The sequence below is a fragment of the Bradyrhizobium yuanmingense genome (genome assembly GCF_029167105.1).
GTDB classification, from domain to species: Bacteria; Pseudomonadota; Alphaproteobacteria; order Rhizobiales; family Xanthobacteraceae; genus Bradyrhizobium; species Bradyrhizobium yuanmingense_A.
Map to the genome: position 1 here is coordinate 143,763 of NZ_JARFML010000004.1, position 13,305 is coordinate 157,067.

Here is a 13,305-nt window from a genome sequence, read left to right on the forward strand (position 1 = left end):
GTACCTTCAGCAATTCAAAACAACTTAAATATAGCCAAAGCAAAATCTACAACCAGCTTAGCACCTCAACCCCTGAATGTGAAGCGCATCTGCATGCGACCGCTGCGCACAGCTGTTCAAGGTCGTTTCTTCAGGCGGGCTCGCTTCGGCAAGGTCGCAGGCCATTGCACGATGTGGTCCTCGAGCTCCTCGTCCGGGATCTCCTCCTCGCTGCCCTCGACGCGGCCGCGCACGGAGACGCCGGCTTCGTGCACGGTGTTGGGGTCACCCGAAACCAGCGGATGCCACCAATAGAGGTCGCGCCCTTCGGCGACGAGCTTGTACCCGCAGCTCGGCGGCAGCCAGTTCAGGGTGCGGACATTGGCCGGGGTCAGGCGAACGCAGTCCGGAACTTTGTCGGAGCGATTCGGATAGTCCTTGCAGGCGCAGCTCGTCCCATCGAGCAGCTTGCAGCCGATATGGGTGAAGTAGATCTGCCCGGTGTCCTCGTCCTCGAGCTTGTTCAGGCAGCAGCGGCCGCAGCCGTCGCACAGGCTTTCCCACTCGCGCTCCGACATCTGTTCCAACGTCTTGGTTTTCCAGAAGAATCCTTCCTGGCCTTGAGATCGTTTGGGAGCTGCGGTCATGCGCCTCAACAACAGTTCGAAAGAGCTACGGCAACGCCATCTAGGGCGCGCGGCGGCAGGGTTGCAAGCGAGGCTCCTTTGAGGCCCGTAATGAACCGGGGTCAATTAGGCCTGTTGTTCAAAATAGCGAGCGTGGCCATTGGTTTATGAGCCCCGCTCGGCTAGAAGGAACAGCAAGTCCCTCGGATGCTGGCCGGGCGCCTTGGGTTTGCCGCAACATACCCGCAAGACGTCTCGATGCCGCCCCGGCCGGGTGCTTGAACGCTTTCGAAGCAAGCCGCAAGGGTTCTAGGTGCGCCAGATCATACCACCGCATTGGAAGCAGAGGATCCGGAATTTCTTCCTGGATCTCGATGCGCGCATCGACTCCTCGCTGTTCTCGTCGGCCAAGGGCATCCGCGAGCTCTACGAGCGCTACTCGACCTTCATGGACCGCTTCTATGTCGGGCGGTGGAAGCGCTGGGTGTTCATCGAGCCGCTGTCGGAGGCCGCAACCCTCGGGCTCGGCGGCCTCGTCGTGATGCTCGCCCTCGCCATTCCCGCCTTCCGCGAGACCGCGGACGAGGACTGGCTGAAGAAGTCCGATCTCGCGGTGAGCTTCCTCGACCGCTACGGCAACCCGATCGGCAGCCGCGGCATCAAGCACAACGACTCGATTCCGCTGGAAGACTTTCCGGACGTGCTGATCAAGGCGACGCTGGCGACCGAGGACCGCCGCTTCTACGAGCATTTCGGCATCGACATCGCCGGCACCGCGCGCGCGCTCGTCACCAACGCGCAAGCCGGCGGCGTGCGCCAGGGCGGCTCCTCGATCACCCAGCAGCTCGCCAAGAACCTGTTCCTGAGCAACGAGCGCACCATCGAGCGCAAGGTCAACGAGGCCTTCCTCGCGATCTGGCTGGAATGGCGCCTGACCAAGAACGAGATCCTCAAGCTCTATCTCGACCGCGCCTATATGGGCGGCGGCACCTTCGGCGTCGACGGCGCCGCGCATTTCTACTTCAACAAGTCCGCGCGCGACGTGACGCTGGCGGAAGCGGCGATGCTCGCCGGCCTGTTCAAGGCGCCGACCAAGTACGCCCCGCACATCAACCTGCCCGCCGCCCGCGCGCGCGCCAACGTCGTGCTGGACAACCTCGTCGACGCCGGGTTCATGACCGAAGGCCAGGTGTTCGGCGCCCGCCGCAACCCCGCCTTCGCGGTCGACCGCCGCGACGAGGCCTCGCCGAACTATTTTCTCGACTATGCCTTCGACGAGATGCGCAAGCTGGTCGACACCTTCCCGAAGTCCTACACCGAGCGCGTCTTCGTGGTCCGCACCGCCATCGACGCCAACTTGCAGAAGGCGGCGGAGGCCGCTGTCGAGAACCAGCTGCGCCAGTTCGGCCGCGACTATCACGCAACGCAGGCGGCGACCGTCGTCGCCGATCTCGACGGCGGCATCCGCGCCATGGTCGGTGGCCGCGACTATGGCGCCAGCCAATTCAACCGCGCCACCGACGCCTATCGCCAGCCCGGCTCCTCGTTCAAGCCTTACGTCTACACCGCGGCGCTGCTGAGCGGCTACACGCCGAACTCGGTCGTGGTCGACGGTCCGGTCTGCATCGGCAATTGGTGCCCGCAGAACTATGGCCATTCCTATTCCGGCTCGGTGACGCTGACGCAGGCGATCACCCGCTCGATCAACGTCGTGCCGGTGAAGCTGTCGATCGAGATCGGCCGGCGGGAACAGCCGAAGGCGCCGAACCCGGCCAAGATCGGCCGCGCCAAGATCGTCGAGGTCGCGCGCCGCTTCGGCCTCAAGGCCCCGCTGCCCGACACGCCGTCGCTGCCGATCGGCTCGGACGAAGTCACCGTGCTCGAGCACGCGGTCGCCTACGCGACCTTCCCCAACCGCGGCAGGGCGGTAACGCCGCATGCGGTGCTGGAGGTGCGCACCGGCGCCGGCGATCTGGTCTGGCGCTGGGACCGCGACGGGCCGAAGCCGCGGCAGGCGATCCCCGCCTCCGTCGCCGCCGACATGTCCGGCATGATGAGCCACGTCGTCAGCGAAGGCACCGCACGGCGCGCCGCGCTGGACGGCATTCCGACCGCGGGCAAGACCGGCACGACCAATGCCTATCGCGACGCCTGGTTCGTCGGCTTCACCGGCAATTTCACCTGCGCGGTGTGGTACGGCAACGACGATTACTCGCCGACCAACCGCATGACCGGCGGCTCGCTGCCGGCGCAGACCTGGCACGACATCATGCTCGTCGCGCATCAGGGCGTGGAGGTCCGGGAGATCCCCGGCATCGGCATGGGCCAGAAGCTGCCGCCGCAGCATGTGAGCAACGCGCAGGCCAACGCGGCGCCGAAGGTGCTGGAGACCAAGCCCGGTCCGCCGCCGGTGCTGACCAAGCGCGGCGCGGACATCCTGGTGCGGGTCGAGAAGCTGCTGGATGATGCGGCAAAGGCCTCGAACAAATCGACGGCGAATGACAGCAAGGCGGCAAGGCCGTCCTCGTCGACGAGCGCGCTCGCCTTCCCGCAGAACTATGCGGAAGACAGCGCCAACGTTTCCGCCCCGCGCAAGAACTGATCGAAAGCAAGTGCGGCTGATCCTGACCACATTGACGGCGCTTCTTCTCGCGACGGTCGTCGGCGTCGGCGCGACGTGGATGACCACGACGCGCGGCACCGAGATCGGCGCGCTGACCATCGGCCCCTGGACCGCACGGCCGCGCACCGGCACCGCCGACGTCGATCCCTATTCGCGCGCCACCATCGTCCGCAACGGCGAGCTGCCGATCGGCACCGGCGACGGGGTCGCCTTCACCGCCACTACCGACGACAGGAAGAAGGCGCTCGACGGCCGCTGCGACGTGGTCGTCTCCGGCGTGACGCCGCCGGCGCGGTTCTGGACGCTGACGCTCTACGACCGCAAGGGCCATCTCGTCGCCAATTCGCTTGCCCGCTACGGCTTCACCAGCCAGGAGATCGTGCGCGCCTCCGACGGCTCGTTCGAGATCCGGATCGCCTCGCGCTCGCGCGCCGGCAACTGGCTGCCGACCGGCGGCATCGAGCGCTACGCCTTGATGCTGCGTCTCTACGACACCCCGGTCGGCGTTGGAACGCGCACCCAGCGCGATGCGCCGATGCCGAGCATCACCACGGTGGGCTGCTCATGATCCGGCTCGTCTTCACCATCGTCGCCGGCGTGGTGCTTGGCCTCGTGGTCCATCTTGTCAGCGTGTTGGCGCTGCCGCGGATTGCCACGCAGGATGCCTATTCGCGGCTGACGCCGATGACGAAGGTGAACGCCGTCACCCAGCTTCCCCTCGCCGATCCCAACAATTCGCCGATGCCGTTCATGGATCCGGCCTTCGCGCTGGCGATCTGTCGTTATGATCTGTCTGGCGGGCCGATCAAGCTCACCGTGCCGGTGAGCCAGGCCTACACCTCGGTGTCGTTCTACACCCGCAACGAGATCGCCTATTACGCCATCAACGACCGCTCCGCGGGCCGCAAGGTGATCGAGCTCGATCTGATGACGGAAGCGCAGCATAGCGAGCTGCCGGAGGACGAAGAGGTCACCGCGGCCGACCGCCTCATCATCGATTCCCCGACCACGACCGGTCTGATCCTGATGAAGGCGCTCGCCCCCGAGCCCGGCCTGATGCAGCAGGCGCAAGCCTCGCTTCAGGCCGCGACCTGCGCCCCGCAAACCGAGCCGCCGGCCAAGGCCGAGGCGCCGCGCGGCCGGCGGTGAGCGCGGCCGCCAAACAAAAAGTGCGAAAACAACCCCATGCAAAGTAGCGGGGCGTTGAAATCATTACGCTCTTCCGCCGACCGCAACGATACCGCCGGGGACCCGTGCTTACCTTTGACTCGTCGGGCAAAACAGGGGCATACTGGCATCATCGAGAGTTCGTCACACCCGCACGGAGCCGTCCGTCGCGGGTGTTGTCTTTCGCGCATCTTTGCGTCGTGTCCATGCGAAACAATCCTGCCGCGTTCGGCTCCGGCGCAATCATCGGCACTCTGGGCGGCTTGATCGGTCTCGGTGGTGCAGAATTCCGGCTGCCCCTGCTCATCGGCTTGTTCGGATTTCGCGGCCTCGAGGCCGTGATTCTGAACAAGGCGACGAGCCTCATCGTGGTGGCGAGTGCACTGCCGTTTCGCGCGCGCGCCGTTCCGTTCGCGGAGATACATGTCCATTGGCCGATCATCCTGAACCTGCTGGCGGGCAGCCTCGTCGGCGCCTATGCCGGGGCATCCTGGGCGACGCGCCTGGAGTCCGGGACGCTCTACAAGATCATTGCGGCCCTGCTGCTCCTGATCGCCGGCATGCTTCTGTTCGCACACGACAACGATGCGGCAACCGCACCGACGCTGACAGGCGTGAGCCTGATCGTCGCGGGCATAGCAGCGGGCTTTGCGATCGGGATCGTGGCATCGTTGCTCGGCGTTGCCGGAGGGGAATTCCTGATCCCCACCCTGATCTTGTTGTTCGGCGCGGACGTGAAGCTCGCGGGCAGCCTCTCACTCGCAGTGAGCCTGCCGACCATGCTGGTGGGATTTGCGCGCTATAGTCGCGACCAGAGCTTTTCCGTGCTCCGCGCCAATTGGCAGTTCATGCTTGCGATGGCCATCGGATCCATCGCCGGCACATTCATAGGCGGTCTGCTTCTCGGCGTCGTCCCGAATTCGATTCTTCTGCCGGGATTGGCTGTGATCCTGGTCATTTCGGCAGTGAGAATCTGGCGGCATGAGTAGGCTTGTTCGAATCAATGCCGCGACCGGCGAGGCGCCCTCGATCGGTTCGCAGGTCGAGACGGATCGCTAATGGATGATCTGGCCGAGGAAATCCCTCGCCCGCTCCGTCCTCGGCGCGCGGAAGAAGGTTTCGGGGTCGGCTTCCTCGACGATGCAGCCGCGGTCCATGAACACCACCCTATCAGCGATCTCGCGGGCAAAGCCCATTTCGTGCGTGACGCAGACCATGGTCATGCCGTCTTTCGCGAGCTCCACCATGGTGTCGAGCACTTCCTTGACCATCTCCGGGTCGAGCGCGGAGGTCGGCTCGTCGAACAGCATGATCTTCGGCTGCATGCACAGCGCCCGTGCGATGGCGACGCGCTGTTGCTGGCCCCCGGAGAGCTGCCCCGGATATTTGTTCGCCTGGTCGTGGATGCGCACCTTGCTGAGCAGACCGATCGCACGCTCATGCGCCTCGGTGCGGGACAGGCCCCGCACCTTCATCGGCGCCAGCATGCAGTTCTCGACGACCGAGAGATGCGGAAACAGGTTGAAGCTCTGGAACACCATGCCAACCTCGCGACGAATGCCGTTGACGTCGGTCATGCGGTCCGACAGCTCGATGCCGTCGACGACGATGCGCCCCGCATCGTGCTTTTCGATGTGGTTGATGCAGCGGATCAGCGTCGACTTGCCCGAGCCGGAGGGGCCGCACAGCACGATCTTCTCGCCGACGGCAACCGTGAGATTGACGTCGTTCAGGGCCGTGAAATGGCCGAACCGCTTCACCAGATTTTCCACGGTGACGATGGACGCCCGATTCCTCGCAGCGAGCTCAAGCATTTTTCCTCTCCAAAGACTGGGATGACCGTGCGCAGCGCTAGCGGCGCAGTCCCGCGATCGCATATCGCTTGCGCAAGGAGGCCACGCATTGCGATGCCGCCGAGCTGATGGCGAGGTAGACCACCGCGATGACCAGATACATCTCGACCAGACGACCGTTGAGCTGCGCGAGCTTCGAGGCTGCGCCAAGCAGATCGGTCAGCGAGAGCACGTAGACCAGCGAGGTGTCCTGGAACAGGATGATGGTCTGGCTCAGGATGATCGGGCTCGCGACGCGGAGCACCTGCGGCAGGATCACGGAGCGATAGGTGTCGAAGGTGGACAATGCGAGCGCCTGGCAGGCCTCGAACTGTCCCCGGTTCACGGCGCGCAATCCGACGCGGATGATCTCCGAATAATAGGCGGCCTCGAACAGGCCGAAGGTGATGAACGCCGTCCAGGTGGCGCCGATCGGGATCGGCCGTCCGCTTCCGCCGAGATGACCGAGCACGATCGGCACCAGGAAGAAGAACCAGAACAGGACCAGGATCAGCGGGATCGAGCGCATCAGGGCGACATAGCCGCGCACGAGCTTGCCAAGCACGGGCACTTCGAAGTGCTGCACCAGGGCGAGACAAGTGCCGAGGACCAGGCCGACCACGAAAGCAACGGCGGTCAGCGCCAGCGAAAACAGCAGGCCCGACCAGAGGTAAGGCCACGCCTGAATGACAACGGAGAAATCGAGGTTGTTCACTTCACGACCTCCATCGCGTCAGGCAAGGAATCAATCGGTTCGATCGCGTGCGTCGCGCCCGGCCTGACTGCATCGTCCGCAGGGCCTGTGCCCGGAATGCGCACGGCCCTGTCGATCAGCGCCATCCCCTGATAGGCGATGAGCGCCAGCGCGAGGTAGACAAGCGTCGCGGCGCCGAAAGCGGTGAAGGTCTGGAATGTCGCTTCGCTGATCTGGCGGGCCTGCGCCGTTAGCTCCATCAGCCCGATGGTGAGCGCGACCGAGGTGTTCTTGTAGATGCCCATCACCTCGCTGGTCAGGCTCGGGATGATCAAGCGCAGCGCCTGCGGCACGACGATATAGCGATAGGTCGGATATCCGCCGAGCCCGAGCGCGCTTGCCGCTTCGACCTGACCTTTCGGCAGGGCCTCGATCCCGGCCCGCACCTGTTCGGCGATCCGGGCGGCGGTGTAGAGACCGAGGCACACCAGCGCCGGAAAGAACGATCCCCAGGGCGGCGGAATCTGCTTGATGGCATTCCCGAGCGAGGCGGGAAGAATCTCCGGCAGCACGAAGTACCAGAGAAACATCTGCACCAGCACGGGGATGTTGCGGAAGATCTCCACATAGAGGCGGGCAAGGGCCGCGACGGGCCGATTCTGCACAGTGCGGCCAATGCCGACGACGACCCCGACCGCGAAGGCAATCCACCAGCCGAAGAACGCCAGCGCGAGGGTCCAGCCGAGGCCCGACACGAGCCAGTCGATATAGCGCTGGCCGTCTGCGGTCTGTTCAAGAAGCACTGCAAACATGGCGAACCTCAGGGCTCGGTTTGCGGGACACTCTCCGCCGACGTCGCAATTAGTCCACCGCGTCGCTGGGACGCGCGATCCGTTCCGTGAGCTCGACCGTCAGCGGAAATGCCAGGTTCTCATTCTTGGGCGGAATTGGCCTGGTGAACCATTTGGCGTAGGTCTTTTCGAACTGGCCCGACGCCATCTGCTTCGACAGGACGTCGTCGACCAGCGCCTTGAAGCCGGTATCGCCCTTCGTGAACATCAGGCCATAATAGATCTTGGCGTAACCCTCGGGGAGAAAGATCAGCGCATCCGGCTTCGGAGCTGCGGCCTTGAGGCCGGCCAGCAGAATATCGTCCTCCATGAAGGCGGCCGCACGGCCGGTGTTCAGCATCAGGAAGGATTCGGCATGGTCCTTGGCCTGGACGATGTTGAAGCCGAGCTGCTCCTTCGCATTCACGCCTTGCGCGAATCCGACGGCATTGGAGCCCTGGGTCACGACGATGGTCTTGCCCTTGAGATCGGCGGCCGTCTTCAGGCCGCTGTCCGCCTTGACCAGCCAGCGCGGCTGGCTGACGAAGGTGGCGACGGAGAACGAGACCTGCTCCTGCCGCTTCCTGTCATTCGCCGTGCCGCCGCACTCGATATCGACGGTGCCGCTCTGGATCAGCGGAATGCGGTTGGACGAGTTCACCGGAACGTAATTGACCTTGAGATTAGGCAGGCCAGTCTCCGCCTTGATGCGCTCGACGATGGCCGCGCAGAGATCGAGCGAGAATCCGATCGGCTTCTGGTCGGGACCGAGATAGGAGAACGGGATCGAGGCCTCGCGGTGGCCGATGGTGATGGCGCCGTTTGACTTGATCCGGGCGAGCGTGGGGCTGTCGGCCGCAGCCGCGGCGCTGCCGAGGCCGCCAATGACCGCGAGTCCTGACAGGACGCTCAAGACACGTGCAAATTTCGTCATGTACGTCTCCTTGCTGGACAGCTAAAGCGTCGAGATTGCGATAAATCGTCATCGCGCTTCAGGTTGTTGTTTACGTATCCGGAAAACCGCTTCGCACTTTTCCGGATCATGCTTTAGGCGGCTCTCGATGATGGCTTGACGCCGCGCCGCTGGATGACCTCGATCAGGCGGTCGACGTCGGCAATCGTGTTGAACATCCCGAACGACACGCGAATGCCGTCCCGCTCCGGCGACACGCGGACGTTATTCTCCTCGAAATGGCCGAGCCATTCGGCCGCGGGCAGCGCAATGACGTAGATGTGCGGCGCGCGATGCTGCCGCGCGCGAGGGCCGACCAGGCGAACGCCCAGCACATCGAGCCGGGCGATGAGATGATCGCCGAGATCGAAACAATGGTTCTGGATGTTTTCGACGCCCAGCGCTTCGATCATGTCGAGCGAGGCATCGAGGGCATGGATCGCCGGAAGATTGAAATTGCCGAGCTCGAAGCGGCGCGCGCTCGGGGCCGGATCGAGCCTGTCAGGCCGGGCGATCAGATCGGCCGGGACTTCAGCGAGGCTCGCGGCCGCAAGATAGGCCGGCTCGAGCTCAGCCCTCGACTTGTCCCAATAAAGCAGGCCCAGCCCTTGTGGCACGAGCAGCCCCTTATGGCTGCCCGAACCGATGAAGGTCGCGCGCATCGCTTTCGCATCGATCGGCACGACGCCGATCGCCTGCATCACGTCGACGACGAAATGGAGCCCCTTCTCCGCGCAGAGGGCGCCGACGCTTTCGATGTCGAAACGATGGCCGGCATGGAATGTCACCTGCGAGATCGAGATCGCTCGCGTGCTCGCATCGATGTAGGGACGAAGGCTGTCGGCGTTCACGATCTCCGTCATCGGCACGAATGCGACGGTCACGCCCTTGCGCCGCAGATTGAGGAATGCGTAGGCGTTGTTCGGATGATCGCCGTGGATCATCAGGACCTTGTCGCCGGCGCGCAGCGGCAGCGCATTCGCGGCGATGTTCATGCTTTCCGAAGTGTTCTTGGTGAAGGCGATCTCGTCGGCCGATGCGCCGAGAAACCGCGCCAGCTTTTCGCGCGTCTGCTCGACGCGATCGAGCCAGAGGCTCTTCGGGCCGGCAGTCTCGAGACCTTCGCTCAGAAAACGATCGATCGCCGCCTTGACGGGACGTGCGAGCGGGGTCTGGAAGCCGGAGTCGAGATAGGTGATCCGCTCGGCAGCCGGAAACTCCTTCCGCACGGCATCGACGTCGTAAAGACCTGACATCCCGATCTCCTGAGCACGTCCGCGGTGGCTCGCACTGCACAAATCCTGTTCACCACCGGACAACGCCAACGATATGGGCACAGCACAGAAGCGGCCAGAAGGATTTTCATATTTCAGTAGTTTTTATTCCGAAAAATGATAATTCTATGAGATGGGTGGAGACTGGTGAAATGCAGCAGCCGAGTACCGACGGCCCACTGGACCGCGCGTTCGCGATCATTGGCTATGTCACCAGCCAGACCAGAGCAGCCTCGGTTGCGGAGATCGCCGCTGCGCTGTCCCTACCGCTGCCGACGGCCCATCGGCTCATCGGAAATCTGGAGCAGCGCGGGCTTGTTCAGAAAGCCGTGGGGACGAAGCGCTACGTGGTCGGCAATCAACTGGTCTTGCTGTCGGCCGGTGTCATCGGCGCAGCCTTCCGCACCGCGCGGCGGCACGCGGTGCTTCGCGCCGTCGCCACCGAAATCGGCGAGCAATGCGAGATTGGGGTCGTGCGGGACAATGTCGTTGCCTACGTCGACAGTGTCCGCGTTTCGCAACCGCAAGGCCTCCAGTTCAATCCCGGCGAAGCGGCCCCGCTCCACTGCACGTCGACTGGCAAGATCTATATGAGCCGACTGCCGGAGCGCATGCGCGAGAAGCTGTGCCGCGCGCTCACGCTGACGCGATACACCGAAACCACGATCGTCGATGTCGAGCGCCTCATGGAGGTGCTCGATGAGACCCGCAAGCGCGGCTGGGCCAAGACCAATGAAGAATATGTGCGAGGCGTGGTCGGCTGTGCCGTTCCCATCCTCTCACCGGATCGCGAGCTGATCGCGTGCCTGGGTGTGTCCGTTCCCGTGGCGCGGGTGAGCTTCACTGAGCTGGATCGGTTCATAGCTCCCCTGCAGAAGGCCGCTGGACTGCTATCGGAGACAATCCTCGGGGACAACTGGATGGCGTAAGCGACCCATCCTGATCGGTCTCGTTCGATCGAGTCCAATTCGATCTCGACATCAATGATTTGATCAAGCTTTCCGGCGTCGAGATCGATGGAGGCGAGCTCCCTTCGTCAGGAACCCGCCAACCATCTTGAAACGACGAGGCGGTTTCACATACATTGTCCGCGTGGGGACGATGCAGACTCCCCGTGAGACCCAGGTCCAAGCTCTGCGCAGCACGCACATACGTGGAGCTTGCGCATGGACACCGAACGTCACCCCTCCTCCCGCCAGACAATAGCCATCCTCTCCCGCGGCGACGCTGCCGCGCGGCGCGAGGCGAGGCCGCAGAACAGCCGCTTCGTCCGCGTCTTCGAGGCGCTCGCCGCCGCAGGCATCGACGCCTTCCCAGTGATCTACGACGAGAGCTTTGCGGGCGAGGTCCGCGACCAATTGCTCGCAGCCGACGGCGTGCTGGTCTGGGTCGATCCGATCCACCAGGGCAAGACCCGCGCCGAGCTCGACGCCCTGCTGCGCGACATTGCGGCGCAAGGGCCGTGGGTGAGCGCGCATCCGGACACCATTCTGAAGATGGGCGTCAAGGAGGTGCTCTACCGGACGCGTCATCTGGGCTGGGGCGCCGACACGCACCGCTATGACACCGCCACAAGCTTCCGCAGCCAGTTTCCGGCGCGCCTTCGTGCCAGCGGCCCGCGCGTGCTGAAACAGAACCGCGGCAATGGCGGCCAGGGGGTCTGGAAGGTCGAGGCCCTGCCCGATACCGAAGGCATGGTTCGCGTGCTGCATGCGCAGCGCGGCAGTATGCCTGAGGACATGCCGATCGATGCGTTGCTCGCTCGGTGCGAGCCCTATTTCGGCTGGGGCGGCTGCATCATCGACCAGGCGTTTCAGCCGCGCCTGCCCGACGGCATGATCCGCTGCTACATGAGCGGCGCCAAAGTCGCAGGCTTCGGCCACCAGAAGATCAAGGCCCTGATCCCGCCGCCGCCGGAGGGACCGGAGGCGCCTGAGGCCCAGCCCGGGCCGCGGATCATGCACGGGCCTGATGCTTCGCCATTCCAGGCGCTGCGAGGAGCGATGGAGGACGAATGGACGCCTCAGATGATGGCAACGCTCGGCATCGATGAGTCGTCATTGCCGGTGATCTGGGATGCGGACTTCCTGTACGGGCCGAAAGATGCGGCCGGCGCAGACACCTACGTGCTCTGCGAGATCAACGCGAGCTCGTGCTTTGCGATCCCTGAGGAGGCACCGGCGGCGATCGCCCGGACGGTGAAGCAACGGCTGCTGCGGATCGAGAGCACACGGGCGCGAACTTAGCGGCGCTCGTCGGGAATGGCAGCAGCTGTCAGGCGACAGTACGACGCAATCCCGACTTGGCTGCGTTGTTGAAGCCACCGGGCTCGAGAGCTATCGATCTGGAACGTCATCTTCGATCGGAGGAACGCATGAGCACCATCACCGGCGGCTGTCACTGTGGCGCAATCCGTTACGAGGTCGAAGGCGAGGCGATCGTCCACGCGCTTTGCCACTGCCGCGATTGCCGGCTTCACGCCGGCGCTCCGGTCGTCGGCTGGACGATGTACCCGGAGGGCGCGGTCAAGGTGACCAAGGGCGAACTCAAGGTCTACCGCTCCTCGGAACACGGGCGGCGGCACTTTTGCGGCGAGTGCGGAACCGGACTGTTCTACGTCAATGCCAGCATACTGCCAGGGATCATCGACATCCAGAGCGCGACCTACGACGATCCCGAGGCGGTGCCTGCCACGGTGCAGATCCAGGTCGCCGAGCGCCTGCGCTGGATGGAGCATGCGCACGAACTGCCGGCGTTCGAGCGCTATCCGCCCCAGCCGTAGTGGTGGCTACGCATTGCGCACCACCGTCAATCAATTTCCTGCGCGCCGATGAAGCGCATGAACGGCTTCTGGCCGTCGGCACCGAACAGCACGACCTCGTAACTTTGCGGCTTGCCGCCTTCCATCCCGGGCGATCCGACTGGCATGCCCGGCACGGCTATTCCCTTCGCGTTTGGACGCTCCGCGAGGAGGCGTCGCACGGCCGCAGCCGGCACGTGCCCCTCGACGACATAACCGGCGACCTCTGCCGTGTGACACGCGACCAGGTTCGAGGGGACGCCGAGACGCGCTCGGATCGGCTCGAGGTCGGGAGTCTCCTCCACCTGGGCGGTAAATCCTGCGTCCCGCAGATGCTGCACCCAGCCGGCGCAGCAGCCGCAGCTCGGATCCCGGTGCACCGTGAGCGTGGCTGCGTCGGGCGCCGCCGCGGCGGGCCTTGCAAAAGCTGCCGCGGCCATCAGCCCGACAAGGGACCGGCGGGTCATCAGATATGCGCGTTGCTTCATCTTCGGTTTCCTTTCGCTGTCACTCCGATGATCGTGCATC

Annotated in this window: 14 protein-coding genes; 7 read left to right on the forward strand and 7 right to left on the reverse strand. The window is 64.3% G+C overall.

The window, feature by feature from the left end; genetic code table 11:
* Positions 1 to 116: 116 nt before the first annotated feature.
* On the reverse strand, positions 117 to 626 hold the full coding sequence (locus P0R31_RS07135; protein WP_275513447.1) for a YcgN family cysteine cluster protein: 510 nt from the start codon (positions 624 to 626) through the stop codon (positions 117 to 119).
* A gap of 292 nt (positions 627 to 918) precedes the next feature.
* On the opposite strand from P0R31_RS07135, the gene P0R31_RS07140 reads away from it, so the two are divergent.
* The 4 genes from P0R31_RS07140 (at position 919) to P0R31_RS07155 (ending at position 5,384) form a co-directional block, all read left to right on the forward strand.
* Positions 919 to 3,207 (forward strand): transglycosylase domain-containing protein, encoded by a 2,289-nt coding sequence (locus tag P0R31_RS07140; RefSeq protein WP_275513448.1) that lies wholly within the window; start codon positions 919 to 921, stop codon positions 3,205 to 3,207.
* A 10-nt stretch (positions 3,208 to 3,217) separates the two neighbouring features.
* Entirely contained in the window at positions 3,218 to 3,796 is a 579-nt protein-coding gene (locus tag P0R31_RS07145; RefSeq protein WP_275513449.1) for a DUF1214 domain-containing protein, read from the forward strand.
* On the forward strand, positions 3,793 to 4,377 hold the full coding sequence (locus P0R31_RS07150; RefSeq protein WP_275513450.1) for a DUF1254 domain-containing protein: 585 nt from the start codon (positions 3,793 to 3,795) through the stop codon (positions 4,375 to 4,377). The genes P0R31_RS07145 and P0R31_RS07150 overlap by 4 nt, the downstream gene beginning before the upstream one ends.
* Positions 4,378 to 4,601: 224 nt before the next feature.
* Positions 4,602 to 5,384: a sulfite exporter TauE/SafE family protein gene (locus P0R31_RS07155; protein WP_275513451.1), complete on the forward strand. Its 783-nt coding sequence runs from the start codon at positions 4,602 to 4,604 to the stop codon at positions 5,382 to 5,384.
* 66 nt (positions 5,385 to 5,450) lie between these two features.
* Here P0R31_RS07155 and P0R31_RS07160 read toward each other — a convergent pair whose 3' ends face one another.
* From P0R31_RS07160 to P0R31_RS07180, 5 genes are all read right to left on the reverse strand, one after another.
* The gene (locus tag P0R31_RS07160) at positions 5,451 to 6,209 is read right to left on the reverse strand and encodes an amino acid ABC transporter ATP-binding protein (RefSeq protein ID WP_275513452.1); all 759 of its coding nucleotides are present in this window, start codon (positions 6,207 to 6,209) and stop codon (positions 5,451 to 5,453) included.
* A 37-nt stretch (positions 6,210 to 6,246) separates the two neighbouring features.
* Complete coding sequence (locus P0R31_RS07165) at positions 6,247 to 6,942, reverse strand: amino acid ABC transporter permease (protein WP_275513453.1); 696 nt, start codon at positions 6,940 to 6,942, stop codon at positions 6,247 to 6,249.
* On the reverse strand, positions 6,939 to 7,733 hold the full coding sequence (locus P0R31_RS07170) for an amino acid ABC transporter permease (RefSeq protein WP_275513454.1): 795 nt from the start codon (positions 7,731 to 7,733) through the stop codon (positions 6,939 to 6,941). Before P0R31_RS07170 ends, P0R31_RS07165 begins: the two co-directional genes overlap by 4 nt.
* 49 nt (positions 7,734 to 7,782) lie before the next feature.
* Positions 7,783 to 8,685: an amino acid ABC transporter substrate-binding protein gene (locus tag P0R31_RS07175; RefSeq protein ID WP_275513455.1), complete on the reverse strand. Its 903-nt coding sequence runs from the start codon at positions 8,683 to 8,685 to the stop codon at positions 7,783 to 7,785.
* 113 nt (positions 8,686 to 8,798) lie between these two features.
* Positions 8,799 to 9,959 carry an aminotransferase class V-fold PLP-dependent enzyme gene (locus P0R31_RS07180; protein WP_275513456.1) on the reverse strand — a complete coding sequence of 387 codons (1,161 nt, stop codon included), beginning with the start codon at positions 9,957 to 9,959 and terminating at the stop codon, positions 8,799 to 8,801.
* A 170-nt stretch (positions 9,960 to 10,129) separates the two neighbouring features.
* Here P0R31_RS07180 and P0R31_RS07185 point away from each other — a divergent pair, with 170 nt between their 5' ends.
* The 3 genes from P0R31_RS07185 to P0R31_RS07195 all read left to right on the forward strand — a co-directional run bounded on the left by P0R31_RS07185 (position 10,130) and on the right by P0R31_RS07195 (position 12,759).
* A complete protein-coding gene (locus P0R31_RS07185; RefSeq protein WP_275513457.1) occupies positions 10,130 to 10,906 on the forward strand; it encodes an IclR family transcriptional regulator in 777 nt (258 codons plus the stop codon).
* A gap of 237 nt (positions 10,907 to 11,143) precedes the next feature.
* Entirely contained in the window at positions 11,144 to 12,223 is a 1,080-nt protein-coding gene (locus tag P0R31_RS07190; RefSeq protein WP_275513458.1) for a Cj0069 family protein, read from the forward strand.
* Between the two features lie 128 nt (positions 12,224 to 12,351).
* Positions 12,352 to 12,759, forward strand: coding sequence for a GFA family protein (locus P0R31_RS07195; RefSeq protein WP_275513459.1), 408 nt, complete (start codon positions 12,352 to 12,354; stop codon positions 12,757 to 12,759).
* Between the two features lie 26 nt (positions 12,760 to 12,785).
* Here P0R31_RS07195 and P0R31_RS07200 read toward each other — a convergent pair whose 3' ends face one another.
* Positions 12,786 to 13,265 (reverse strand): DUF411 domain-containing protein, encoded by a 480-nt coding sequence (locus P0R31_RS07200; RefSeq protein WP_275513460.1) that lies wholly within the window; start codon positions 13,263 to 13,265, stop codon positions 12,786 to 12,788.
* Positions 13,266 to 13,305: the final 40 nt, after the last annotated feature.